The sequence below is a fragment of the Mycobacterium marseillense genome (genome assembly GCF_010731675.1).
Taxonomy (GTDB): domain Bacteria; phylum Actinomycetota; class Actinomycetes; order Mycobacteriales; family Mycobacteriaceae; genus Mycobacterium; species Mycobacterium marseillense.
This window is the reverse complement of the sequence record NZ_AP022584.1, coordinates 424,300-449,259: the sequence shown is the minus strand read 5'-3', so window position 1 is coordinate 449,259 and position 24,960 is coordinate 424,300. Positions and strand designations below refer to the sequence as shown.

24 protein-coding genes are annotated in these 24,960 nt (G+C 68.6%); 15 read left to right on the top strand and 9 right to left on the bottom strand.

The window, feature by feature from the left end; genetic code table 11:
* The first annotated feature begins 14 nt into the window (after positions 1 to 14).
* The 4 genes from acpM to G6N26_RS01970 all read left to right on the top strand — a co-directional run bounded on the left by acpM (position 15) and on the right by G6N26_RS01970 (position 4,412).
* Positions 15 to 359 (top strand): meromycolate extension acyl carrier protein AcpM, encoded by a 345-nt coding sequence (acpM, locus tag G6N26_RS01985; protein WP_067172521.1) that lies wholly within the window; start codon positions 15 to 17, stop codon positions 357 to 359.
* Complete coding sequence (gene kasA, locus G6N26_RS01980) at positions 356 to 1,606, top strand: 3-oxoacyl-ACP synthase KasA (protein ID WP_067172519.1); 1,251 nt, start codon at positions 356 to 358, stop codon at positions 1,604 to 1,606. The genes acpM and kasA overlap by 4 nt, the downstream gene beginning before the upstream one ends.
* A 91-nt stretch (positions 1,607 to 1,697) precedes the next feature.
* The gene (gene kasB, locus G6N26_RS01975; RefSeq protein ID WP_067172517.1) at positions 1,698 to 2,957 is read left to right on the top strand and encodes a 3-oxoacyl-ACP synthase KasB; all 1,260 of its coding nucleotides are present in this window, start codon (positions 1,698 to 1,700) and stop codon (positions 2,955 to 2,957) included.
* 33 nt (positions 2,958 to 2,990) lie between these two features.
* Positions 2,991 to 4,412 carry an acyl-CoA carboxylase subunit beta gene (locus G6N26_RS01970; RefSeq protein ID WP_067172514.1) on the top strand — a complete coding sequence of 474 codons (1,422 nt, stop codon included), beginning with the start codon at positions 2,991 to 2,993 and terminating at the stop codon, positions 4,410 to 4,412.
* 21 nt (positions 4,413 to 4,433) lie between these two features.
* Here G6N26_RS01970 and G6N26_RS01965 read toward each other — a convergent pair whose 3' ends face one another.
* Entirely contained in the window at positions 4,434 to 5,972 is a 1,539-nt protein-coding gene (locus G6N26_RS01965; protein WP_083020434.1) for an FAD-dependent monooxygenase, read from the bottom strand.
* A 127-nt stretch (positions 5,973 to 6,099) separates the two neighbouring features.
* On the opposite strand from G6N26_RS01965, the gene G6N26_RS01960 reads away from it, so the two are divergent.
* The gene (locus tag G6N26_RS01960) at positions 6,100 to 6,531 is read left to right on the top strand and encodes a nucleoside deaminase (protein WP_083020435.1); all 432 of its coding nucleotides are present in this window, start codon (positions 6,100 to 6,102) and stop codon (positions 6,529 to 6,531) included.
* On the opposite strand, the gene G6N26_RS01955 is transcribed toward G6N26_RS01960, so the two are convergent.
* Positions 6,528 to 8,072 carry a glycerol-3-phosphate dehydrogenase/oxidase gene (locus tag G6N26_RS01955; protein ID WP_083020436.1) on the bottom strand — a complete coding sequence of 515 codons (1,545 nt, stop codon included), beginning with the start codon at positions 8,070 to 8,072 and terminating at the stop codon, positions 6,528 to 6,530. The genes G6N26_RS01960 and G6N26_RS01955 overlap by 4 nt on opposite strands.
* The gene (locus G6N26_RS01950) at positions 8,069 to 8,635 is read right to left on the bottom strand and encodes a TetR/AcrR family transcriptional regulator (protein WP_067172505.1); all 567 of its coding nucleotides are present in this window, start codon (positions 8,633 to 8,635) and stop codon (positions 8,069 to 8,071) included. Before G6N26_RS01950 ends, G6N26_RS01955 begins: the two co-directional genes overlap by 4 nt.
* Before the next feature lie 47 nt (positions 8,636 to 8,682).
* Here G6N26_RS01950 and G6N26_RS01945 point away from each other — a divergent pair, with 47 nt between their 5' ends.
* Positions 8,683 to 10,263, top strand: coding sequence for an FAD-binding oxidoreductase (locus G6N26_RS01945; RefSeq protein ID WP_139799237.1), 1,581 nt, complete (start codon positions 8,683 to 8,685; stop codon positions 10,261 to 10,263).
* On the top strand, positions 10,260 to 11,183 hold the full coding sequence (locus tag G6N26_RS01940; protein WP_083020438.1) for a diacylglycerol kinase: 924 nt from the start codon (positions 10,260 to 10,262) through the stop codon (positions 11,181 to 11,183). The genes G6N26_RS01945 and G6N26_RS01940 overlap by 4 nt, the downstream gene beginning before the upstream one ends.
* 101 nt (positions 11,184 to 11,284) lie before the next feature.
* Here G6N26_RS01940 and G6N26_RS01935 read toward each other — a convergent pair whose 3' ends face one another.
* The 3 genes from G6N26_RS01935 to G6N26_RS01925 all read right to left on the bottom strand — a co-directional run bounded on the left by G6N26_RS01935 (position 11,285) and on the right by G6N26_RS01925 (position 13,826).
* Positions 11,285 to 11,797, bottom strand: coding sequence for a DUF3145 domain-containing protein (locus tag G6N26_RS01935; RefSeq protein WP_067172680.1), 513 nt, complete (start codon positions 11,795 to 11,797; stop codon positions 11,285 to 11,287).
* Positions 11,798 to 11,949: 152 nt separating this feature from the next.
* A complete protein-coding gene (locus G6N26_RS01930) occupies positions 11,950 to 12,768 on the bottom strand; it encodes a serine hydrolase domain-containing protein (RefSeq protein ID WP_083020439.1) in 819 nt (272 codons plus the stop codon).
* A complete protein-coding gene (locus tag G6N26_RS01925; protein WP_083020440.1) occupies positions 12,768 to 13,826 on the bottom strand; it encodes a class I SAM-dependent methyltransferase in 1,059 nt (352 codons plus the stop codon). Before G6N26_RS01925 ends, G6N26_RS01930 begins: the two co-directional genes overlap by 1 nt.
* 78 nt (positions 13,827 to 13,904) lie before the next feature.
* On the opposite strand from G6N26_RS01925, the gene G6N26_RS01920 reads away from it, so the two are divergent.
* The 4 genes from G6N26_RS01920 to G6N26_RS01905 all read left to right on the top strand — a co-directional run bounded on the left by G6N26_RS01920 (position 13,905) and on the right by G6N26_RS01905 (position 17,181).
* The gene (locus G6N26_RS01920) at positions 13,905 to 14,990 is read left to right on the top strand and encodes an S-(hydroxymethyl)mycothiol dehydrogenase (RefSeq protein WP_083020441.1); all 1,086 of its coding nucleotides are present in this window, start codon (positions 13,905 to 13,907) and stop codon (positions 14,988 to 14,990) included.
* Positions 14,990 to 15,613 (top strand): MBL fold metallo-hydrolase, encoded by a 624-nt coding sequence (locus G6N26_RS01915; protein WP_083020442.1) that lies wholly within the window; start codon positions 14,990 to 14,992, stop codon positions 15,611 to 15,613. The genes G6N26_RS01920 and G6N26_RS01915 overlap by 1 nt, the downstream gene beginning before the upstream one ends.
* A gap of 41 nt (positions 15,614 to 15,654) precedes the next feature.
* Positions 15,655 to 16,749: a class I SAM-dependent methyltransferase gene (locus tag G6N26_RS01910; RefSeq protein ID WP_083020443.1), complete on the top strand. Its 1,095-nt coding sequence runs from the start codon at positions 15,655 to 15,657 to the stop codon at positions 16,747 to 16,749.
* A gap of 66 nt (positions 16,750 to 16,815) precedes the next feature.
* Entirely contained in the window at positions 16,816 to 17,181 is a 366-nt protein-coding gene (locus G6N26_RS01905; protein ID WP_067172486.1) for a hypothetical protein, read from the top strand.
* 30 nt (positions 17,182 to 17,211) lie between these two features.
* Here the strand turns inward: G6N26_RS01905 and G6N26_RS01900 are convergent, their stop codons facing one another.
* A complete protein-coding gene (locus tag G6N26_RS01900) occupies positions 17,212 to 18,903 on the bottom strand; it encodes an Hsp70 family protein (protein ID WP_083020444.1) in 1,692 nt (563 codons plus the stop codon).
* Between the two features lie 109 nt (positions 18,904 to 19,012).
* On the bottom strand, positions 19,013 to 20,098 hold the full coding sequence (locus tag G6N26_RS01895; RefSeq protein ID WP_083020445.1) for an NAD(P)H-dependent amine dehydrogenase family protein: 1,086 nt from the start codon (positions 20,096 to 20,098) through the stop codon (positions 19,013 to 19,015).
* 91 nt (positions 20,099 to 20,189) lie between these two features.
* On the opposite strand from G6N26_RS01895, the gene G6N26_RS01890 reads away from it, so the two are divergent.
* The 4 genes from G6N26_RS01890 to G6N26_RS01875 all read left to right on the top strand — a co-directional run bounded on the left by G6N26_RS01890 (position 20,190) and on the right by G6N26_RS01875 (position 22,952).
* Positions 20,190 to 20,537 carry an MmpS family transport accessory protein gene (locus G6N26_RS01890; RefSeq protein WP_179960274.1) on the top strand — a complete coding sequence of 116 codons (348 nt, stop codon included), beginning with the start codon at positions 20,190 to 20,192 and terminating at the stop codon, positions 20,535 to 20,537.
* A 34-nt stretch (positions 20,538 to 20,571) separates the two neighbouring features.
* A complete protein-coding gene (locus G6N26_RS01885; protein WP_083020447.1) occupies positions 20,572 to 21,879 on the top strand; it encodes a cytochrome P450 in 1,308 nt (435 codons plus the stop codon).
* A gap of 45 nt (positions 21,880 to 21,924) precedes the next feature.
* Positions 21,925 to 22,467 carry an ester cyclase gene (locus G6N26_RS01880; RefSeq protein ID WP_083020448.1) on the top strand — a complete coding sequence of 181 codons (543 nt, stop codon included), beginning with the start codon at positions 21,925 to 21,927 and terminating at the stop codon, positions 22,465 to 22,467.
* A gap of 83 nt (positions 22,468 to 22,550) precedes the next feature.
* Positions 22,551 to 22,952 carry a septum formation family protein gene (locus G6N26_RS01875; protein WP_232067635.1) on the top strand — a complete coding sequence of 134 codons (402 nt, stop codon included), beginning with the start codon at positions 22,551 to 22,553 and terminating at the stop codon, positions 22,950 to 22,952.
* Here the strand turns inward: G6N26_RS01875 and G6N26_RS01870 are convergent.
* The gene (locus tag G6N26_RS01870; RefSeq protein WP_067172471.1) at positions 22,949 to 24,436 is read right to left on the bottom strand and encodes a flavin-containing monooxygenase; all 1,488 of its coding nucleotides are present in this window, start codon (positions 24,434 to 24,436) and stop codon (positions 22,949 to 22,951) included. The two genes, G6N26_RS01875 and G6N26_RS01870, sit on opposite strands and share 4 nt — an antisense overlap.
* Positions 24,437 to 24,960: the final 524 nt, after the last annotated feature.

Sequence of the window (24,960 nt, the reverse complement as noted above, 5' to 3'; positions counted from 1 at the left end):
AAGGGAAGCACGCTGTGGCTGTCAGCCAGGAAGAAATCATCGCCGGTATCGCCGAGATCATCGAAGAGGTGACCGGTATCGAGCCCTCCGAGGTCACCCCGGAGAAGTCCTTCGTCGACGACTTGGACATCGACTCGCTGTCGATGGTCGAGATCGCCGTCCAGACCGAGGACAAGTACGGCGTCAAGATCCCGGACGAGGACCTCGCCGGTCTGCGCACCGTCGGTGACGTTGTCTCCTACATCCAGAAGCTCGAGGAAGAGAACCCCGAGGCTGCCGAGGCGCTGCGCGCCAAGCTGGAGACCGAGAACCCCGACGCGGTCGCCAACGTCAAGGCAAGGCTGGAAGCGGACCAGTGAGTAATCCTTCCACTGCTAACGGCGGTTACCCCAGCGTTGTGGTAACCGCCGTCACGGCGACGACGTCGATCGCGCCGGACGTCGAGAGCACGTGGAAGGGCTTGTTGGCCGGCGAAAGCGGCATCCACGTTCTCGAAGACGACTACATCACCAAGTGGGACCTGCCCGTCAGGATCGGTGGACACCTCAAGGAACCCATCGACGAACAGATGAGCAGGCTCGACATGCGACGTATGTCGTACGTCCAACGGTTGGCCAAGGTGCTCAGCGGTCAGCTGTGGGAGAACGCCGGCGCCCCGGAGGTCGACCCCGACCGATTCTCGGTCGTGGTCGGCACCGGCCTCGGCGGGGCCGAGCGGATCGTGGAGACCTACGACCTGATGAACGAGGGCGGCCCCCGCAAGGTGTCGCCGCTGGCCGTGCAGATGATCATGCCCAACGGCGCCGCGGCGGTGGTGGGTCTGCAGCTCGGCGCCCGCGCCGGGGTGATCACCCCGGTGTCGGCCTGTTCGTCGGGCTCGGAGGCGATCGCCCATGCGTGGCGTCAAATCGTCATGGGTGACGCCGATTTCGCCGTCTGCGGTGGCGTCGAGGGCCCCATCGAAGCGCTGCCCATCGCGGCGTTCTCCATGATGCGGGCCATGTCCACTCGCAACGATGAACCCGAGCGCGCATCGAGGCCGTTCGACAAGGACCGTGACGGCTTCGTGTTTGGTGAGGCCGGTGCGCTGATGATCATCGAGACCGAGGAGCACGCCAAGGCCCGCGGCGCCAAGCCGTTGGCCCGCTTGATGGGTGCCGGCATCACCTCGGACGCGTTCCACATGGTGGCGCCAGCCGCCGACGGCGTGCGTGCGGGCCGGGCGATGACGCGATCGCTGGAGCTGGCGGGGTTGTCCCCCAAGGACGTTGACCACGTCAACGCGCACGGGACGGCGACGCCCATCGGTGACACCGCGGAGGCCAACGCCATCCGGGTCGCCGGTTGCCAGCAAGCGGCGGTCTACGCGCCGAAGTCGGCGCTGGGCCACTCGATCGGTGCGGTCGGGGCGCTGGAGTCGGTGCTCACGGTGCTGAGCCTGCGCGACGGCGTCATTCCGCCCACCTTGAACTACGAAACCCCCGACCCCGAGATCGACCTGGATGTTGTTGCAGGCGAACCTCGCTACGGCGATTTCCGTTATGCGATCAACAACTCGTTCGGCTTCGGTGGCCACAACGTGGCACTCGCCTTCGGGCGTTACTAAAGCCGGACAGCACGGAAGGTGGTGACCCGCGTCCCCGGCCTCGCCGGGTTCGCGATCACCACTAGGCAGGAAAGGAACGTTCGCAAGACCCATGACAGAGCTGGTTACCGGGAAGACACTCCCGAACGTGGTCGTCACTGGCGTTGCCATGACGACCGCGTTGGCGACTGATGCCGAGACCACCTGGAAGCTGTTGCAGGACAGCCAAAGTGGTATCCGCAAACTCGAGGATCCGTTCGTCGAGCAGTATGACCTGCCGGTGCGCATCGGCGGTCATCTGCTCGAGGAATTCGACAGCCAGCTGACCCGCGTCGAGCTGCGCCGCACGGGTTACCTGCAACGGATGTCCACCATCCTGGGTCGGCGGGTCTGGGAAAACGCCGGCTCACCCGAGGTCGACCCCGACCGGTTGCTGGTGTCGATCGGCACCGGGCTGGGTTCCTCGGAGGAGTTGGTCTTCAGCTACGACGACATGCGCCAGCGTGGCATGAAGGCGGTCTCCCCGCTCGGGGTGCAGAAATACATGCCCAACGGCGCGGCCGCGGCGGTGGGCCTGGAACGGCACGCCAAAGCCGGGGTCATCACGCCCATCTCGGCGTGCGCGTCCGGTTCCGAGGGCATCGCCCAGGCGTGGCGCAACATCGCCTTCGGCGAGGCCGACATCGCCATCTGCGGCGGCGTCGAGACCCGGATCGAGGCAGTCCCGATCGCGGCGTTCGCCCAGATGCGCATCGTGATGTCCACCAAGAACGACGACCCGGCCGGTGCCTGTCGCCCGTTCGACCGCGACCGGACCGGATTCGTCTTCGGCGAGGCCGGCGCGCTCATGGTCATCGAGACCGAGGAGCACGCCAAGGCCCGCGGCGCCAACATCTTGGCCCGCATCATGGGCGCCAGCATCACCTCCGACGGCTACCACATGGTGGCCCCGGACCCCAACGGCGAACGCGCCGGGCACGCCATGAGCCGCGCCATCCAGCTCGCCGGCCTGTCCCCCAGCGACATTCACCACGTCAACGCCCACGCCACCGGCACCTCGGTCGGTGACCTCGCCGAGGGCAAGGCCATCAACAACGCCCTGGGCGCCCACGGCGGCAACGCCGCGGTCTACGCGCCCAAGGCCGCCCTGGGCCACTCGGTCGGCGCGGTCGGGGCGGTCGAGTCGATCCTGACCGTGCTCGCCCTGCGCGACCAGGTCGTCCCCCCGACGCTGAACCTGGAAAACCTCGACCCGGAAATCGATTTGGACGTGGTGGCCGGCAAGCCCCGGCCGGGCAACTACGAATACGCGATCAACAACTCGTTCGGATTCGGCGGACACAACGTGGCCATCGCCTTCGGGCGGTACTAACCGAGCAATACCCCGAAAGTCAGGAGACCTGCGATGACTATCACGGCCCCCGAGGCGGTTGGCGAGTCGCTCGACCCACGCGACCCGCTGTTGCGCTTGAGCAATTTCTTCGACGACGACAGCGTCGAACTCCTGCACGAGCGTGACCGCTCCGGCGTGCTTGCTGCCGCCGGGACCGTGAACGGTGTGCGCACCATCGCGTTCTGCACCGACGGCACCGTGATGGGCGGCGCCATGGGCATCGAGGGTTGCACGCACATCGTCAACGCCTACGACACCGCCATCGAGGAGCAGAGCCCGATCGTGGGCATCTGGCACTCGGGCGGCGCGCGGCTGGCCGAGGGTGTGAAGGCACTCCACGCGGTGGGCCTGGTGTTCGAGGCGATGATCCGGGCGTCGGGCTATGTCCCGCAGATCTCGGTGGTCGTCGGCTTCGCCGCCGGCGGCGCCGCCTACGGCCCGGCACTGACCGACGTCGTCGTCATGGCACCGGAAAGCCGGGTGTTCGTCACGGGCCCGGACGTGGTGCGCAGCGTCACCGGCGAGGACGTCGACATGGCCTCGCTCGGTGGCCCCGAGACCCACCACAAGAAGTCCGGCGTGTGCCACATCGTCGCCGACGACGAACTCGACGCCTACGAGCGCGGCCGCCGGCTGGTCGGCTTGTTCTGCCAGCAGGGGCATTTCGACCGCACCAAGGCCGAGGCCGGTGACACCGACATCCACGCGCTGCTGCCCGAGTCGGCGCGGCGTGCCTACGATGTGCGCCCGATCGTGACCGCGATCCTCGACGACGAGACGCCGTTCGACGAGTTCCAGGCCAACTGGGCGCCCTCGATGGTGATCGGGCTGGGCCGGCTGTCGGGCCGCACGGTCGGTGTGCTCGCCAACAACCCGCTGCGCCTCGGCGGTTGCCTGAACTCCGAAAGCGCCGAGAAGGCAGCGCGTTTCGTGCGTCTGTGCGACGCGTTCGGCATTCCGCTCGTGGTGGTGGTCGACGTGCCGGGTTATCTGCCCGGTGTCGACCAGGAGTGGGGCGGCGTGGTGCGCCGCGGCGCCAAGCTGCTGCACGCCTTCGGCGAGTGCACGGTTCCCCGCGTCACGCTGGTCACCCGAAAGACGTACGGCGGGGCCTACATTGCGATGAACTCCCGCTCGCTCAACGCCACCAAGGTGTACGCGTGGCCGGACGCCGAGGTCGCGGTGATGGGCGCCAAGGCCGCCGTGGGCATTCTGCACAAGAAGAAGCTGGCCGCCGCGCCCGACCACGAGCGCGAGGCCCTGCACGACGAGCTGGCCGCCGAGCACGAGCGGATCGCCGGCGGCGTGGACAGCGCCATCGAAATCGGCGTGGTCGACGAGAAGATCGACCCGTCGCACACCCGCAGCAAGCTCACCGAGGCGCTGGCGCAGGCGCCGGCGCGACGCGGCCGCCACAAGAACATACCGCTGTAACTCGCTTCTTAACCGCCTCAGCTAGCGGCCCAGGATCGTCGAGAGCGCCTGGCGCAGCTCGCCTTCGGGATCGCCGGGAAGCCTTTCGGCGCGCCAGCCGACGAAGTCGTCCGGGCGGACCAAGAGCGCGCCGTCCGGTGCGAGCCCGGTGATCGCCGCCCACTGGTCGCTATCGATGCGATGCGCGGCCACCGACAACGAAGCCGCTGCGGCACACCATCGCTCGTCGGCCGTCAGCACGGTGAATTCGGGGCCCAGCAGATCGAGCGTCGAAACGCCGTCGCGCACCCAGACGTGCGGGACCCGAGTGCCCGGTTGGCCGCGCAGCGCGTCCACCAGGCCGCCATCGTCTGGATCACCCGTCACGACGGCGGCCGACCGGTAACGGTATCCGATCAGCAGGGCGAACATCGAGCATTCCTCGTCGGCCGGCAGCCGCGGGCGGTCATCGCCCAATTGCAGCAATTCGACGATCGGGCTGCTCAGCGACTGGCGGGCGGCGAATCGGCCCACGGGGTGACGCTCGCGGTGGTAGGTGGAAAGTAGGGCTGGCGCGGCCGTGCCGTTCAAAACGGCCGCCAGCTTCCAGGCCAGGTTGTGCGCGCTCTGGATGGCGGTGTTGGCTCCGCCGGCCTTGAACGGCGGCATGGTGTGTGCGGCATCGCCGACCAGAAAAGCTCTTCCGCAATCGAATTGGTCGGCAACCTGTTCGTAGGGTTGCCATGCCGCGACCTCGATGACGTCGATGTCGATCCGCTCGCCGATCGCCTTGGTGAGCAGCTCGCGGCAATGTCGGGGCGTGAACTGGTCCGCCGTCTCGCCGTTGCCCGGGAGGTACGTGGTGATGAACATGCCGAGATCGCCCTCAACCACGATGAATATGCCGTCCACGTCAGCGTTTTTGACCTGTACGGCATCGCCGTCACCCAGGTGAGCGACGAACTTTCGCCACGGGGCCTGAAAGTAGATGAAGACGACATAGATCGGCAGGGAGCCGTAGCCAGATGTGGTGATGCCCAGCCACTTACGAACCTGGCCGTGCACACCGTCGGCGCCGACGAGATAGTCGGCGAGCACGGTTTCCGAGGCACCCGACACGCGGTCGCGCAGCACCGCGGTGGCCCCGGTTTCGTCCAGGTCCAGCGAGGAAAGTTCGGTCCCGTAGCGGGCTTCGCTGCCCCGTCGGCGCGTTTCGGCGAGCAGGATCGGCTCGAGCCTGCTCTGTGGGCAGTACTGCACCACCCGTTCCGGGCTGAGTGTCTCCAGACCGGCGAACATCGCGTCGAGGTCGATCGCCGGCTCTTCCGCCGGACTGGTCAGTGCGGGCTTGACCACCATGTTCGAAACGTGTTCGGCCACGCGGTGGACCTCGTCGCTGAGGCCGAGGCCGCGAAGAATTTCCAGGGTGCGGAAGCTGACGTTGCGGGCCTTCGGGTACAGAAAGGTCTCCCGGCGCTTCTCGACCAGTAGGGAGCGAACGCCATGCTGGGCCAGCAGCGCCGACGTGGCGAGCCCGCCGACGCCGGCCCCGACAATGAGGACAGGAACGCGAGTCGTCATACCGCCCCTCCCGCGCGCGACACGTTGAACCAACAGTGTCTGTCATCAGGGCCCAAAGATCGAGGTTGCCTCCTCGCCCCGGTGCCGCGTAGTGGAAGATCGACGCGTGAGCCTGTCCGTACCCGCGATGCTGGATGTCGCGTTCGAGGAAGCGCAGGCCGGCCTGGCCGAGGGCGGCATTCCCATCGGCGCCGCCCTGTTCACCGCTGACGGCACCCTGCTCGGTCGCGGCCGCAATCGCCGTGTGCAGCAAGGGGATCCGTCGTTGCACGCCGAGGTCGACGCGTTTCGCGCCGCGGGAAGACAGCGCGACTACCGGTCCACCGTCATGGTGACGACGCTGTCGCCGTGCTGGTATTGCAGCGGGCTGGTGCGTCAGTTCAACATCGGCGCGCTGGTGGTGGGCGAATCCGGCACGTTCAGCGGCGGGCACGAATGGCTCGCGCAACATGGCGTCACGGTCACCGTGATCGATGACCCGCGCTGCGAGGCGATGATGTCCGCCTTCGTCGCCGAGCACCCCGAGGTGTGGCACGAAGACATCGGACGGGCGCCCTAGCCGAAGCGTGCCAGAAACTCCTCGGCCACCGCGACGGCCCGTTCCCGGTCGCGCGGCACCAGCCCGATCCGGGTCCGCCGATCGAGGATGTCGGAGACGTCCAGCGCGCCCTCGTGGGTGATCGCATACTCGAATTCCGCTCGGGTGACGTCGATTCCCTCGACGGCCGGCTCGCGGGGCCGCTCGCAGGCGGCCGTGGCGACGACCTTGGCCGCCTCGGCGCCGTAGCGCGACACCAGCGACTCCGGCAGGGGCGCCCCCTCGGGCGTCGCGGTGATCCCCGGGTTGGCCGGCGCCCCGATCAGCGGCAGGTTGCGGGTCTGGCATTTCGCGGCGCGCAGTCGGCGCACCCGCACGGCGCGATCCAGCACATCCTCAGCCATGTAACGGTATTCGGTCAATTTGCCGCCGATCACGCTGATCACCCCAGACGACGATTCGACGACCGCGTGCTCGCGCGAGACGTCGGCGGTGCGGCCCGCGCCGGTGTCGATCAGCGGCCGCAGCCCGGCGTAGGCGCCGATCACGTCGGTGGCGGTGAGCCCGGTGCCCAACGCGGTGTTCACCGTGTCCAGCAGGAACGTGATCTCGTCGACCGACGGTTCGGGCACATCCGGAATCGGGCCGGGGGCGGCCTCGTCGGTGAGCCCCAGGTACACCCGGCCCAGCTGTTCGGGCATCGCGAAGACGAAGCGGTTGAGCTCGCCGGGGATCGGAATCGTCAGCGCTGCAACCGGATTGCCGAACGTCTGCGCGTCGAAGACCAGGTGCGTGCCGCGGCTGGGCCGCAACCGCAACGAGCCGTCGATCTCGCCCGCCCACACCCCGGCCGCGTTGATGACCGCGGCCGCCGACACGGCGAACGACTCCCCGGTCCGCGCATCGGTCAATCGCACCGAGGTGCCGGTGGCCTGCGACGCGGACACGTGGGTGAGGATCCGCGCGCCGCGCTGCGCCGCGGTGCGTGCGACGGCGGTGACCAGCCGGGCGTCGTCGATCAATTGGCCGTCGTAGGCCAGAAAGCCGCCGTCCAGGCCGTCGCGGCGCACGGTCGGCGCCATCTCCACGACGCGGCGCGCCGAGATCCGGCGCGAGCGGGGCAGCGTCGATGCCGGCGTGCCGGCCAGGAACCGCAACGCGTCACCGGCCAGGAATCCCCCGCGCACCAGCGCCCGCTTGCCCGGGCTCATCGATCCCAGCAGCGGCACCAGCTGCGGCATCGCCCGGACGAGGTGAGGCGCGTTGCGCGTCATCAAGATTCCGCGCTCGATGGCGCTGCGGCGGGCGATGCCCACGTTGCCGGTCGCCAGGTAGCGCAGGCCGCCGTGGACGAGTTTGGAACTCCAGCGGCTGGTGCCGAACGCCAGATCGTGCTTTTCCACCAGCGCCACCCGCAGCCCGCGCGCCGCGGCATCCAACGCGATCCCCGCGCCGGTGATGCCGCCGCCGATCACCACGACGTCCAGCGGCTCCCCGTCGGCGAGCGCGCTCAGGTCGGCGGCGCGCCGTCCGGCGTTCAACGCGGTCGGGTCGGCGATCACGACAGGTAGCCGTTCAGCGAGTGGGTGAGCTCGGCGGCCAGCGCGTCGGCGTCGAGCATGGGTGCCACGATCCGCGCCGACTGGATGGTCGACTGCGCGATCAGCAACACCATGGTGGCCATCTGGACCGGGTCGCCGGATCGGACGCTGCCGTGGCGTTGTGCGACGTGCAGGCGGGCGGCCAGCGCCTGGATCAACATGCGCTGGCTGGTCCCGAGCCGCTCGGTGATGTAGGTGGTCGCGAGCTCGGAGTGCAGGACCGACATCACCAGCGGGTCGCGGCGCAGCAAATCGGCCACCGTAACGATCTGTCGCACAAGCGATTCCCTGTCCTCGCCGGCCAGGGGCGCGTCGCTCATCACGTCGGTGACGTGCTGTGTCAACAGCGCCGCGACGACCGAGTGGGTGTCCGGCCAGCGCCGGTACACCGTCGGCCTGCTGACACCCGCGCGTCGGGCGATCTCGGCGAGGGTCACCCGGTCCACGCCGAAGTCGACCACACAGCTGGCGGCCGCCGCGAGGATCCGCTCACCGATATCCAGATCGTTACGGATTGACAACATATGTAATACTGTAACGCATGACGCATCCCGAGGGGCTCGTCCCGCCCATGAAATGGAACGCGTGGGGAGATCCCGCCGCGGCCAAGCCCCTCTCGGAAGGGATCCGGTCATTGCTGCAGCAGGCTGTGGGGGTCGAGGGGTCCCCCGCCGCCGAACCGCAGCCCGACCAGGTGAAACTGCGCCCGTCGGGGTTGTCGCCGGCGGACCGGGAGGCGCTGGCCGCCATCGTCGGCGCCGACTACTGCCGCACCGCGGACTCCGACCGGTTGCTGCACGCCGGCGGCAAGTCGACCGTCGACCTGCTCAACCGCAAGGAACGCGGCCCGCAGGACGCACCCGACGCGGTGGTGTTGCCCGCCGACGAGGACGCCGTCGCCGCGGTCCTGCGCCACTGCAGCGAACACCGCATCGCCGTCGTCCCCTTCGGCGGGGGCACCAGCGTGGTCGGCGGCCTCGACCCCGAGCGCGCCGAGTTCGGCGCCGTCGTCTCGCTCGACCTCCGCCGTCTCGACCGGCTGATCTCGCTCGACGAAGTCTCCGGCCAGGCCGTCTTCGAGGCGGGCGTCACCGGACCCGCGGCCGAAAAACTCCTCGGCGCGCAAGGCTTTTCGCTCGGTCATTACCCGCAGAGCTTCGAGTACGCCACCATCGGCGGCTTCGCCGCGACCCGCTCCTCGGGACAGGACTCGGCGGGCTACGGCCGGTTCAACGACATGGTGCGCGGGCTGCGCGTGATCACTCCGGTGGGCACCCTGGACCTGGGGCGCGCGCCGGAATCCGCCGCGGGCCCCGACCTGCGTCAGCTGCTGATCGGCTCGGAAGGAACCTTGGGCGTCATCACCCGGGTGCGGCTGCGGGTCCATCCCGCCCCGGCGGCCGTGCGCTACGAGGCCTGGTCGTTCCCCGACTTCGAGACCGGCGCCGCGGCGCTGCGGGCCGTCACCCAAACCGCCACCGGCCCCACCGTCGTTCGGCTCTCCGACGAGGCCGAGACGGGGGTCAACCTGGCCACCACCGAGGCGATCGGCGAATCCCAGATCACCGGCGGATGCCTGGGGATCACGATGTTCGAGGGCACCGAGGAGCACGCCGAGAGCCGGCACGCCGAAACCAGCGCGCTGCTGGTGGCCCGGGGCGGAACGTCGCTCGGCGAGGGGCCCGCGCGGGCGTGGGAGCGTGGCCGATTCGGCGCGCCGTATCTGCGCGACTCGCTGCTCACGGCCGGTGCCCTGTGCGAGACGCTCGAGACCGCCACCGACTGGGCCAACATTGCCGCGCTCAAAGCCGCTGTCACCCAAGCACTCACCGAGTCGCTGGCCGAGACGGGCACCCCGGCCCTGGTGATGTGCCACATTTCGCACGTCTACCCCACCGGCGCGTCGTTGTATTTCACCGTCGTCGCGGGGCAACGCGGCAACCCGATCGAACAATGGAAGACCGCCAAAAAGGCCGCGTCGGATGCGATCATGGCCACCGGCGGGACCATCACCCACCACCACGCGGTCGGCGCCGACCACCGGCCGTGGATGCGCGAGGAGATCGGCGAATTGGGAGTGCAGGTGTTACGCGCGGTCAAGGCGACCCTGGATCCGGCCGGAATTCTCAATCCCGGCAAGCTGATTCCGTGAAACCGCTGCGCCGGCGCGAGATCGGCAAGGTGATCGCGCTGACCAACCCGGTCTCGGGGCACGGCGCCGCCGTGCGCGCCGCGCAGCTCGCGATCGCCCGGTTGCACAAGCGGGGCGTGGAGGTCGTCGAAATCATCGGCGACGACGCCGAGGACGCGCGTCACCTGGTCGGCGCGGCGCTGGACAAGGGCGCCGACGCGGTCATGGTGACCGGCGGCGACGGCGTCTTCTCCAACGCGCTGCAAGTGTTGGCGGGCACGGACATTCCCGCCGGCATCGTCCCCGCCGGGACCGGTAACGACCATGCCCGCGCATTCGGGATCCCGACCCACGACCCCGAGGCGGCCGCGGACATCATCGTCGACGGCTGGACCGAACCCATTGACCTGGGCCGGATTACGGACAGCGACGGGGTGAGCAAGTGGTTCGGCACCGTCGCGGCCACCGGTTTCGATTCGCTGGTCACCGATCGCGCCAACCGGATGCGCTGGCCGCACGGTCGGCTGCGCTATTACGTCGCGATGCTCGCCGAGCTGTCCCAGCTGCGGCTCTTGCCCTTTCGCATGGTGCTCGACGGCACCACCGAGATCGACGCCGACATCACGCTGGCCGCCTTCGGCAACACCCGCAGCTACGGCGGCGGGATGCGGATCTGTCCCGCCGCCGATTACACCGACGGCCTGCTCGACATCACCATGGTGCACTCGGCGTCGCGCACCAGGCTGGTCCGCCTCTTCCCCACCGTGATGAAAGGCACGCACGTCGACCTCGACGAGGTGAGCACCACCCGGGCCCGATCGGTCCACGTCGAGTGCCCCGGCATCAACGTCTACGCCGACGGCGACTTCGCCTGCGCGTTGCCGGCCGAGATCTCGGTGGTGCCAAGGGCTCTGCAGATCCTGCGCCCGGCCGCGCGGTAGGCCCGGCCGCCCGGAACATTCACGGGTGTTCGAAAGCGAACAGCAGCTGCGCTAGCTGTTTTGAGCGTCGCCTATTACTTCCAGAGAGGCGGCCCGATCGGCTACCCGACCCCCCGGCTCAGCCAGGTCACTTCGCCGGCGTCGCCGCCATCGCGATACGCCTCGAGCGCCTCGTCCCAGGCCGTTCCCAGCACGGAATCCAGTTCGGCCGCCAGGGTGTCGGCGCCCTGGGCCATCATCGCCCGCAGCCGCATCTCCCCGACCATGATGTCGCCGTTGGCGCTCATCGCCCCGCCCCACAGGCCGAGCTGCGGGGTGTGGCTGAACCGGTGACCGTCGACCCCGGGGCTGGGGTCCTCGGTGATCTCGAACCGCAGCACGGACCAGGAGCGCAAGGCATTGGCCAACTTGGCGCCGGTGCCCACGGGACCGACCCAGTTGGTGACCGCGCGCAGTTGACCGGGCATCGCCGGCTGGGGCGTCCAGTTCAGGTTCGCCTTGGCACCCAGGGTCGACGACAACGCCCACTCGACATGCGGGCACACCGCCGCCGGCGAAGCGTGCACGTACACCACGCCAGTCGTCACGTCGGCGAATTGATTCGACGCTCGCATTTCCTGCTCCTTCGGTTCCACCAGGGACGTCTTCCCCAACGACCTGTGGACCTGGCAAGCAGGGCAGCTTGTGCGAAATCTTCGATTTTTTGTGTGTCGTGCGTGTCTATTGTGCCTCGTGATACCCGTGTTGCGCTAGTGTGCAGTCCGAATTAGCTGTATTCGGCTATCACGGCATCGGAAATCTCCGGCCACGGCCGCAGCGCCCAATCCCCGAATTCGCGATCGGTGAGCACCACCAGCGCGAGCTCGATTTCGGGATCTGCCCAGATAAACCCGCCTGCCTGGCCGAAATGGCCGAAGGTTTGCGCCGAGTTCCGCGCGCCCGTCCAGTGCGGCGATTTCGCATCCCGGAGCTCGAAGCCGAGCCCCCAATCGTTGGGCCGCTGCACCCCGTATCCGGGCAAAACGCCGTCCAAACCGGGGAACTGCACGGTCGTGGCCTCGGCGTGCAGGCCTTCGGAAACCGTCACCGGGCGCAGCAGGTCCCCCGCGAACGCGGCCAGGTCCGTCACGGTCGACGTTGCGCCGAACCCGGCGGCCACCGCGCCCCCCTCGAGACGGGTCGTCGTCATCCCGAGGGGCTCGCACACCGCTTCGGCCAGATAGCGGGCGAAATCGATGCCGGTCTCGCGTTCCACGGTCTGGCCCAGCACGGTGAAGCCCTGGTTGGAGTAGATGCGGCGGGCGCCGGGAGCGGCCAGCACCTTGTCGGAGTGCATCGACAAGCCCGAGGTGTGCGCCAGCAGGTGGCGGACGGTGGAACCGGGCGGGCCGGCGGCGGTGTCCAGGTCGACGGCGCCCTCCTCGAGGGCGACGTGCACGGCCCGGGCCGCCAGCGGCTTGGTCACCGAGGCCAGCTCGAAGACCCGCCCGGTGTCGCCGTGGGCGGCCAGCACGCCGCCTGGTCCCACGACGGCGGCAACCGCGGCCCCGACCGGCCAGTCGGCCAGGAGGTCGAGGGCCGCCATCACTTCGTGGCGATGTAGTAGTTGTTGATCGGATCGGCGTCGATCTCGGCGACCCGCACGTCGCCGAACCCGGCGTCGCCGAGCATCGCGACCGCCAGCTGCGTTCCCCACGCGGTGCCCAGCCCGGCGCCGTCCAACGCCAGCGACACCGTCATGCAGTGCATCAGCGACGTCGTGTACAGGTAGGTGCTCATCGGCACGCCGACGTTCTCCTCGAGCCGGCTCGACGCCTTGATGTCGGCCATCAGCAGCACGCCGCCGGGCCGCAGCGCCCGATAGATGTTCTCCAACACCCGCGCCGGCCGGGCCTGATCGTGAATGGCGTCGAACACCGTGATGACGTCGTAGGCCTCGACCTTGTCCAGCTCGGGCAGATCGTGGCTTTCGAAGGTGGCGTTGGTCAGGCCGCGGTCGGCGGCCTCGCGGGTTCCGGTGGCGATCGCCTGCTCGGAGAAGTCGATGCCGGTGAAGCGGCTCGCCGGAAACGCCTGTGCCATCACGTTGATGGCGTGGCCGCTGCCGCAGCCGAAGTCGGCCACGTCGGCTCCGGCGCGCAGCCGCTCGACGAGGCCGTCCACCAACGGCAGCACGACGTCGACGAGCGAGGCGTCGAACACCGCGCCGCTCTCCTCGGCCATCAGCTGGTGAAAGCGCGGGAACTCGCTGTAGGGCAGGCCGCCACCCGCCCGGAAGCAGCCGATGATCTTCTGCTCGACCTCGCCGAGCAGCGGCAGGAATTGGGCGACCACGGCCAGGTTCTGGGGTCCGGCCGCCCGGGTCAGCACGCCGGCGCGGTGGGCGGGCAGCGAGTAGGTGGCGGTGTCGGGGTCGTACTCGACGACGTGCCCGGTGGTCATGCCGCCCAGCCACTCGCGGACGTAGCGCTCGTTGAGCCCGGCGGCGTCGGCGATCTGCGCGCTGGTTGCCGGCCCGCGCCCGGCCATCGTGTCCAGCAAGCCGGTCTGGTGCCCGATGCTCAGCAGGATCGTGAGGCTGGCGCCATCGAGGGTCGCGGCGATGCGTTCGGTGAATTCTTCGGTTGTCTCCCAAGATGTCACGTCCTGCGACGCTACACCGGCTCGATGGGTGGACAGCCCGTCGCGAGATGTATGGCGGCGAACAGTAGGTTGGAGCCCATGAGTCAGACAGTGCGCGGCGTGATTTCACGCAAGAAGGGCGAGCCCGTCGAATTGGTGGACATCGTTGTCCCGGACCCCGGCCCCGGGGAGGCTCTGGTCGACGTCATCGCCTGCGGGGTGTGCCACACCGACCTGACCTACCGCGACGGCGGCATCAACGACGAGTACCCCTTCCTGCTCGGGCACGAGGCCGCGGGCCGGGTCGAGGCGGTCGGGCCGGATGTGACCGCCGTGGCCCCGGGCGACTTCGTGATCCTGAACTGGCGCGCGGTGTGTGGGCAGTGCCGGGCCTGCAAGCGCGGCCGCCCGCACCTGTGCTTCGACACCTTCAACGCCACCCAGAAGATGACGCTGACCGACGGCACCGAGCTCACCCCCGCCCTGGGCATCGGGGCATTCGCCGACAAGACGCTGGTGGCCGCGGGCCAGTGCACCAAGGTCAATCCCGAGGCTGACCCGGCGGTCGCCGGGCTGCTGGGCTGTGGCGTGATGGCCGGACTCGGCGCGGCGATCAACACCGGCGCCATCAACCGTGACGACACCGTCGCGGTGATCGGCTGCGGCGGGGTGGGCGACGCCGCGATCGCCGGTGCTGCGCTGGTGGGCGCGCGGCGCATCATCGCCGTCGATACCGACAACACCAAGCTGGACTGGGCCCGCAAGTTCGGCGCCACGCACACGGTCAACGCCCGCGAGCTCGATGTGGTCACGACGATTCAGGACCTCACCGACGGGTTCGGCGCCAACGTGGTGATCGACGCGGTGGGTCGGCCCGAGACCTACAAGCAGGCCTTTTACGCCCGCGACCTCGCCGGAACCGTTGTGCTGGTGGGTGTTCCGACCCCCGACATGACCCTGGAGATGCCGCTGGTGGACTTCTTCAGCCACGGCGGCTCGCTGAAGTCGTCGTGGTACGGCGACTGCCTGCCCGAGCGCGACTTCCCCACCCTGATCGACCTGTACCTGCAGGGCCGGCTCCCGCTCGAGCAGTTCGTCTCCGAACGCATCGGGCTCGGCGACATCGAGGAGGCGTTCCACAAGATGCACGGCGGCGAGGTGCTGCGCTCGGTGGTGGTGCTCTGATGGCGGACATCGAACGGCTGGTCACCCACGGAACCTTCGAACTCGACGGCGGCAGTTGGGAAGTCGACAACAACATCTGGATCGTCGGCGACGACTCCGACGTCGTGGTGTTCGACGCCGCGCACTCCGCCGAGCCGATTCTGGCCGCCGTTGGTAAGCGCAACGTGGTCGCGGTGGTGTGCACCCACGGCCACAACGACCACGTCACGGTGGCGCCGGAACTCGGCGCCGCCCTGGACGCGCCGGTGCTGCTGCACCCCGGCGACGACGTGTTGTGGCGAATGACGCACCCAGACAAGGACTTCCGCACCATCGCCGACGGCGACACGATCGACGTTGCGGGCACCGAGCTGCTGGCGCTGCACACGCCGGGGCACTCCCCCGGCTCGGTGTGCTGGTACGCCCCGGAGCTCGGCGTGGTGTTCAGCGGGGACACCCTGTTCTCCGGCGGGCCGGGCGCGACGGGGCGCTCCTATTCGGATTTCCCGACGATCCTGCAGTCGATCTCCGGGCGGCTCGGCACGCTGCCCGGCGACACGGTGGTGCACACCGGCCACGGCGACAGCACCACCATCGGCGACGAGATCGTGCACTACGAGGAGTGGGTGGCACGCGGCCACTGACGCCGTTAGGCCGCACTCGCCCAGCGATTATCGTTTCCCCTATGCAGCCTGAACCGCGGATGCCCGAATCGAGCATTGTGGTGCGTCCCGAGCCGACCTTCACCGAGGCGTCGCGGCTGCGAGCGGCCGGTTTGGCGAAGGCGATCTCGGTGTTCGAGCGGGCCGCGGAACAAGTGGCGCTGCCCCGATCTCCACAGCCGATGGTCCTCGCCGACTACGGCGCCGCCAACGGTCACAATTCGCTGCGTCCGCTGTCGGCCGCCATCGCGGTGCTGCGCCGGCGCACCAGCCACGATCACGCAATCCTGGTGGCGCACACCGACGTACCGCGCAACGACTTCACGGCGCTGTTCGGCACGGTGGCCGACGACCCCGAAAGCTACCTGCACCTCGACGGGGCCACCTTCACCTCGGCGATCGGCCGCTCCTTCTACAGCCAGATCGTGCCGTCCAAGACCGTCAACCTGGGCTGGACGTCCTGGGCGACGCAGTGGCTGAGCCGAACGCCTTGCGACGTGCCCGATCACGTGCACGTCTCGTGCACCGCCGACGACGCGGTGCGCTCGGCCTATTCCGACCAGGCCGCCCTGGACTGGCACAACTTCGTGGCGTTTCGCGGTCGCGAACTGGCGCCCGAGGGCCGGCTCGTGGCGTTGACGCTGGCGGCCGACGAAGACGAAACGGCGGGCTTCGGCCCACTGCTCGACGCGATCGTCGGCGCGCTGGACGAGCAGGCACGCGACGGCCTGCTGAGCCCAGATGAGCTGCGGCGCATGACGATTCCCACCTTCGCCCGCACCGAGAAGGATTTTCGCGCCCCGTTCGCACCCAAGGGCCGGTTCGAGGGCCTGATGATCGAGCACCTCGAGATCTTCAACACCGAGGATCGGTTCTTCGCCCGCTTCCAGTCCGATCACGACGCGCACGCCTTCGGCGCCCAGTGGGCGGCTTTCGCGCGGTCCGCGCTGTTTCCCGCCCTGCTGGGCGCGCTCGACGGCGGCAGCGACGACGCACGCGCCGGGCAATTCGTCGAGCGGTTGCAGGACGCGGTCACCGAGCGCCTGTCCAGCGCACCCGAGCCGATGCGGATCCCGCAGGCCCTGGTTGTGCTGGTCAAGGGCGACGGCTCGCGCTGAGGAGCGTTTCGGCACAACCGCGCAACGGGTAATCCCCTCGAATCTGCGATGCAAGGGGGTAGCTGAATGAGCGTGCAGGACGACAAGTCGTCCGGCCAGGACGACGAGCAACGATTAACCGAGAAGCCCGAACCGGACGAGGACGACAAGAAGAAGGCCGCCAAGATGATGGAGGCCTACGAGGACAAACCCACGATCGTGTTGCCCGGAACCGGGGGGAGCGTGTCGGGCACCGCGGTCAACGAATGGCTGGACGAGGACGGCAATCCCAAGCACGAAGTCGCCGAGGGCACGGACGCCCAGGGCAAGGACGACGGCCGCGACGAAGAGGATCTGAAGGACCAGATCGACAAGGACAAGGCCCTCAACGAGGTGCTGCGGGAAGCCGCGACCGCGGAGAACAAGGGCGAAAAAGGCCCCACCGAGCGGTAATTCGCGACACCGAGTCGGTGGCGCGAGGGCCTAGAAGCCCAGGCCGCCCTGGACTTCCTGGATGATCTGGTTGACCCGGTCGAGCCCGGGGATGGGCTCGTTTATCGCGGGGATCGGTGGTATCGGCGGGACCGCCACCCGCCGCGGCGCTGCCGGGCGCGCGGGCGGGGCCGCCTGCGGGGTCGCCCGCGGTGTTGTCGTCATCGGCGTCTCGGTCTCGGCCGGCGGGTTGGTGTCGGAGGTCGAGGGCACCGGCACGTCCACGGGCCCGGGCTCGGCGGTCGCGCTCGGGGGCGCCGGCGCGGCCGGCGTCGTGGTCACGGCGGGCGCGGGCGTCGTCGCCGATGTGTCCTGAGATTTCAGCCCGAGCGCCAGCGCGGTCCCCACCAGCAGCACCGCCACGGCGGTGAGCAGGACCGCGGCCGCCGGCAGCAGCCGCCACCGCGCGAACCAACCCGTGCGCCGCGCGGGCGGGGCGGCGATCCGAGTGGTGGCGGCGTCCGTGTCGGGCGCGCGGCCGACGGCCGTGACGCGCGACTGGTGCGCGGTGGCCGACCAGGCCCGGATTGGCATCGGCGCGGGATTCGCGGGCGGCACCTGAGCGGTCGCGGTGCGATCCGGCCTCGCCGCACGAGCGGTCGCGGTGGCCGGCGCGGCGGGTGCGGCAAACGTCGCGTCACCGGGGCCGTGCGCCACCCGCAGCGCGGCGCCGACGGCCGCGGTGAGCTGGGGCCGCGGCGTGGTGGCGACCGGGACGCGAAAATGCCGTGCCAGCGTGGTCGTGACGGCCGGGAGGTTCGCCCCGCCGCCCGACGACACCACCGCAACCAGGTCGCGAATCCCGTTGCGCGCCAACGTTTCATCCAGCTTCTCGATGAACCCGGTCAGCGGCGGACGGATCGCGTCGTCCAGTTCGTGGCGGGCGACCCGGAGCTCGCCGCGCGCCCCGGTCAGCCCGTTGGTCAGCGTGGTCGTGGTGCTCGACGACAGCTGCTCCTTGGCGATCCGGCATCCGGTGCGCAGCCGGCTCAGCGAACCGATCGCCGCCGTGCCCGTCGGGAACGCGCCGGTGGTCGGCATGTTGGCCACCACGACGCCCAGCAGCGCCTGGTCGATGAGGTCGCCGGAGAAATCGCGGTGCCGCACGGTCGGCGTGAGGGCCCGGTAGTCACCGTCGGCGTCCATCAGCGTGATGCTGGTGCCGGTGCCGCCGAAGTCGCACACCGCCACGGTGCCGCGGGCCGGTATGCCCGGGTGGGCGCGCACAGCCAGCAGCGTCGCGGCGGCGTCGGGAATCAACAGGAGCGGGCGCGCGCGCCCCGACCATTCGGGGATTTCGCTCAGGGCGGCGCCCAGGGCCTCCACCGCCGCGGACTCCCAGTGGGCCGGATAGGTGACCGCGACGTCGTCGGGCAGGGGGCGCCCGCCGGTCGCGGCGTAGGCCAGCGCCCGCAGCGCGTCGGCGAGCAACACCTCGTTGCGGTGCACCGAGCCGTCGGGGGCCACGATGCCGCGCGGGTCGCCGACGCGGTTGACGAAGCCGGTGAGCACCACGCCCGGCCCTTGCAGGCCGGGGTTTTCGGCGGGGATGCCGATCTCGGCGGGCCGGTCGGGATACAGGGTCAGAACGGGTTTGCGGGTGATGGCGTTGTCGGAGGTCGCGGCCGCGAGATTGGTGGTACCGATCGACAGGCCCAGTGCGGTCCCAGCTCCATTGGCCATAGTTCGATCCCCGTGTTCGCAGCACCAATTCGCATCCGGCTAAACGCCTATTGTGCCGCGAAATCCTGTATCGCGTGTCGGCGGCAGCTATGTGGCCGCTGTGCGTGGGTCAGCGGATGTTGCCGGCGCCGGCGATGAGCGGCAGGTCGAGCGGGGTGACCCAGCCCGGCCGCAGGTCGTTGACCGCCGGCACGGCGTTGAGGGCCCGCAGCCCCGTGGCCAGGCAGCCGGCCGCGGCGGCGTCGCGGCCGGAGCCGTCGGTGAACCGGAACGCGGTCTCCTGGAAGATGCTCGGGGTCCCCTTGATATCCACGCGGTAGACGTCGTTGTCGTGGCCGGTCGGCCAGTCCGGGGCGGCGTCCAGCCCGATGCGGTTGACGTGTTCGAGCTGGATGCGGGTCTCACCCTGGTACACGCCGTTGATGGTGAACCGGACGGCGGCCACGTGCCCGGGTTTGATGACACCCCTGGCGGAGTTGCGCTCCGTCGGGGTCACCCACTTGTCCCAGGTGGTGGTGATCTCGTCGAGCATGATCCCGGCGGCGTGGGCGATCATCGGGACGGTGGCGCCCCACGCGAAGATCAGCATGTCGCGGTCTTGCAGCATGGGTTTGAATTCGGGCTCCCGACCGATGCCCATCTCGAATTCGTAGTCGCCCTCGTAGTTGGTGTAGTCGAGCAGTTCCGACGCGCGCACCCGGCGGATGTCGGAGCACAGGCCCATCAGTGTCATCGGGAAGAGGTCGTTGGCGAATCCGGGGTCGATGCCGGTGGTGAAGCAGGACGACTCACCGAGTTCGCAGGCCTCGGTGATGGGCTCGATCCAGTTCGGCGGGTTCAGGTGCATCGTCGGCCACACCCACGGCGTCATCGCCGTCGAGCACACGTCGATGCCGGCCCGCAGGAACTGGGTGATCAGCAAGATGTTCTCTTTGGCGTGCATGGCCGTCGGGCCGTAATGCACCAGCGCGTCGGGCTTCAGGGCGATCAGGGCGTCGATGTCGTCGGTCGCGAGAATGCCCACCTTCTCGCCCATTCCGCAGATCTCGCCGACGTCGCGGCCGACCTTGTTCGGATTGCTGACGCCGACGCCCACCAACTCGAACAAGGGATGCTTGACGATCTCAGGGATCACCATCTTGCCGACGAAGCCAGTCCCGAACACCACCACACGCTTTGAGCCGTGTCCCGCCATGCCTTACCCGCCACCTTTCCACGTCACCAGCCCCCGCTGGAACTTCACATTAAGCTTCCCTACCGTCGCCCGTGGTGACACGATGCAATTCATGACGAAGCACCTCACCGGACCTGCGATCGTGTTGGCCGTCGGTTTCGGGTTCGCGAACGTCGGCGGCGTGGCCCACGCCCTGCCCCAGATGCCGCAGATCCGCTACGAGGTCAACGGGCCCGCGGTCGCCGAATTCATCTACTACCAAACCGACACCGGTCAGCTGCATCAGGTCAACGCGCCGCTGCCCTGGTCGACGGAGTTCACCGGCTACGGCGGCGAAGTGTTCACCATCAGCGCGCAGGGGCCGGGCCCCATTTCCTGCAAGATCCTGGTCGACGGCAACGTCGTCAGCGCGGCGACGGCCACCGTCGGCACGCCCGCCCGAACGGTGTGCACCCACTGACCGAGCAGCCCCCGCACGACACGAGGAGGTCGAGGTGAGCCTGAAGACGGGCCCCAAGAAGGGCCTGGCGGCGCGGACGAACGGGTCGCCGCCGCCCGAGATCCCGCTGGCCGACATCCATCTCGACTCGCTGGACTTCTGGGCGCTCGACGACGACGTCCGCGACGGCACCTTCGCCACCCTGCGCCGCGAGGCGCCGATCTCGTTCTGGCCGGCGATCGAGTACGAGGGGTTTGAGCCGGGCGACGGGCATTGGGCGCTGACCAAGCATGACGACGTGTTTTTCGCGAGCCGTCATCCGGACATCTTCAGCTCCAGCCCCAACATCACGATCAACGACAACACGCCGGAGATCAGCGAATACTTCGGCTCGATGATCGTGCTCGACGATCCGCGGCACCAGCGGCTGCGCTCGATCGTCAGCCGCGCGTTCACCCCGAAAGTGGTGGCGCGCATCGAGGCTTCGGTGCGCGAGCGGGCCCGTCGGCTGGTCTCCGCGCTGATCGCCGACCATCCCGACGGGGAGGCCGAGCTGGTCGGCCAGCTCGCCGGTCCGCTGCCGCTGCAGGTCATCTGCGACATGATGGGCATCCCGGAGGAGGACCATCAGCGAATCTTCCACTGGACCAACGTGATTCTCGGGTTCGGCGACCCGGACCTGGCCACCGATTTCGGGGAGTTCCTGCAGGTGTCGATGGACATCGGCGCCTACGCCAGCGCGCTGGCCGAGGACCGGCGATCCAACCACCACGACGACCTGACCAGCAGCCTGGTCGAGGCCGAGGTCGACGGGGAACGGCTCACCTCGGCCGAGATCGCGTCGTTCTTCATCCTGTTGGTGGTGGCGGGCAACGAGACGACGCGCAACGCCATCAGCCATGGCGTGCTGGCGCTCTCGCGCTATCCCGCCGAGCGGGACAAGTGGTGGTCCAACTTCGACCGCCTCGCACCCACCGCCGTGGAGGAGATCGTGCGGTGGGCGTCCCCGGTGATCTACATGCGCCGCACGCTGACCCGGGACTACAAGCTGTCGGGCACCAAGATGAAGGCCGGCGACAAGGTCACGCTGTGGTACAATTCGGCCAATCGCGACGAGTCGACGTTCGACAACCCGTGGCTTTTCGACCTCGCCCGCACCCCCAATCCCCATTTCGGCTTCGGCGGCGGGGGCGCGCATTTCTGCCTGGGCGCGAACCTGGCCCGCCGCGAAATCCGGGTGGTCTTCGACGAATTGCGCCGCGAGATACCCGACATCGTCGCGACGGACGAACCCGCGCGACTGCTGTCGCAGTTCATCCACGGCATCAAGACGCTGCCGGTCGCCTGGACTCCTCCACGCTAGGTCACCGCCGCTCGCCACCGCCACGCCCGGGCTTACGCTGACCACGTGAGCATCCCCGCGTTCCCGCCTCCTGAGGTGCTGGCCGCCCGCGAGAAACTCGTGCTCGACCATTTCCACGACGAGGTCCGCCAGGCCTGGGACGACGTCTTGGCGACCTTCCCGCACCCGCGCTACGAGCTGATCCCCCAGATGCTCGTGCACGACGGCGACGCGGCGGTGCGCGGCTACTACGCCGAGACCCGGACGGCGTTTCCCGATCAGGATCACGAGATCATCGCGCTGCGGCACAGCGCCGACGCGGTGATCGTCGAATTCTGGCTGATGGGCACCCACCTCGGCTACCTGGGCAAGGTCCCCCCGACGGGCAGCCGGTTCCGCGTCCGCATGACCGCCTACTTCGTCTTCGACGACACGGAAACCCTTGTCTGCGAGCGCATCTACTTCGACAGCCTGACCATGGTCAAACAGCTCCTCGGCGGGCTGGACATGAAGAGACCGGCGAACTGGTGGCTGGCCGCGCGCTGCGTGCGCGGGTTCCTGTCGATGTCTTCGGGAAAACCGGACCCGGCGCTGACCAACACCTCCTAAACTCCTCCGCTAAGAGCAGGGAGGCCGCGATGCGCGTTTCACGCCTTCACCCGGTGGGCGTCCTCGCCCTCGCGGCCCTGCTGATGCCCACCGCCACCGCCGCACCCTTGCCGCCCGGGTCGCACACCGAGAAGTGGATCGACCTGCGGGCCGGTCAGTGCGTCGCCGACCTGCCGCCGGCCGACGGGAGCCGCGTCGACGTCACCGTCGTCGACTGCGCGACAGCGCATTTGGCCGAGGTGTATCTACGGGCCCCGATGGCCGTCGACACCGCGATCGCCACCGTCGCCAACCGGGATTGCGCCGCCGGGCTCGCCCCGTACACCGGGCAATCCGTTGACGCCGGCCGGTTTTCGATCACCTATCTGATCGACTCGAACCAGGACCGCACGGGCGCCAACCCGACGCCGAGCACCGTCATCTGCTTGCTGCAGTCCGCCAACGGGCAACCGCTGACCGGATCAGCGCACCGGCCAGGCGCCTAGGCGATGACGTAGTCGCTCAGCGGGAACGTCCGGTTTTCGCGCACCGCGTTCAGCGTCGAGGTCGCCCGTAGCAAGGTCGCCTCACCGCTGGGATTGAAATAGTAGGAGCGCGCCGTCGCGCAGTCGCCGTTGGTGAACACCGAGGTTTCCAACAGTTCGTGCATCCGTTCGAGGAAACGGCTATTCGCTTCCTCGGTCACCTCGAAGGTTGCCGCGCCGCGGCGCTTGACCTCACCCAAAAGCCGATCGATGTGCCGCATTTGGTATTCGATGGTGTGGAAGAACGAGAATCCGGAGAAGGCAAACGGACTGGCTAGGCCCAAGTAGTTGGGGAAGTAGGGGACCGACACGCCCTGGTAGGCCTGGAACCTGGTCTCCCGCCACCACTTTCCGAGGTTGCGGCCTTTGCGGCCGACCACCTCGATAGCCGGGAAGTTGGCTTCCCACAGGTCAAAGCCGGTCGCGAGCACCAGGGTGTCGATGACGGTCTTACGCCCGTCCGCGGTGACGATGCCGTCGGCCTCGATGCGCTCGATTGTGTTGGTCTCCAAGTGCACGTGCGGCATGGTGAAAGCGCGGTAGAAGTCGTTCGACATGGTGGGCCGCTTGCAGCCGCAGTCGTAGTCCGGCGTCAACTTGGCGCGCAGGTCCTTGTCCCGGAGCGTCCTGAACCGATTGATCTTGGACAGGTCGGCGAAGGCGATATTCCCCCGCCCCCGGGTCTGCCGAAATTTCAGCGCACCGACGACCAAGATGATCTCCATGACGATGTCTGTCACCCAGCGCAGCGCACGTTGCAGCACGGGCAGCCGGGCAAACATGCGCTGCACGCCCGGAGAAAACGGGAAATCGGGCTTGGGCAGGATGTGCGCCGCGGTGCGCTGGTAGACGGTCAGGTCCGCGGCCTCTTTGGCCAGCTCGGGGATGACCTGCACCGCGGATGCCCCGGTGCCGATGACCGCGATGCGGCGCCCCTGGTAGGCATAGCCGTGGTCCCACGCGGTGGTGTGCACCACCTTGCCCTTGAAGCTGCCGATGCCGGGGATGTCCGGCATGTGCGGCTGGGACAGGAAGCCGGTCGCGGTGATCAGGAACCGGCAGGTCAGGGTTTCGCCGCCGGCCAGCGCGACGCGCCACCCCGCGGTCTCCTCATCCCACTGCGCGCCCTCAACGGTCGTGTTGAACCGCATGTGGCGGCGCACGTCGTACTTGTCGGCGACGTCGGCGGCATAGGCCTTGACCTCGGCGCCCGGCGCGAACAGCCGTGACCACTCGGGATTGGGCTCGAACCAGTACGAGTACGTGGTGGAGGGGATGTCGACGGCGACGCCCGGGTAGTGGTTGACGTGCCAGGTGCCGCCCAGGTCGTCCTCGCGGTCGAGGATGACGAAGTGTTCAAACCCGAGGCGTTTGAGCTGAATGGCGGCGCCGATGCCGCCGAAACCTGCGCCTACGATGATCGCGTCGAAACGGTCCGTTTTCACAGCCTTGCTCCGTGCTACCTGTTTCCGTACCTAACGAATCATAAGTTTTCCCTAAGATACGTCACTTTAATAGGGCGCCACGCCGAGCGCACCTGAGTGATGTCTGTATGTGACCATGCCGACACCTGTGCGCCCGCTCAGCAACTTCGGCTCAGGCGGATACGAATTCAGCGCCACCCAAGCCCTCGTCGCACGGCGCGGACGCAACTCCTTCCGGCTGCTGGACGGTCGCGTCGCGCGCGCACGGGGCGCCGTCGCGGCCCGTGGTCGCCGAGTGATGTTGAACGGAAATAGGATCGGAGGTTACGCCGGCGAAACCCGTTTCGCCCGTTGCCATGTCGCCAGACCTCCGGCGACGAGCGTCTTACGGCCTCCCGCTACGATGGACAGCGCCAAAAGACGCTCGACGTGTTTTGGTAGGCAACGACTGCGCGGTGGGTGCGTCGGCCCCGGTAGGGGCGGCGCGGTCGCCATCCACCGCTTGCCGCTGCGCCCCGGTATACAGGAAAACATCACGAAACGAT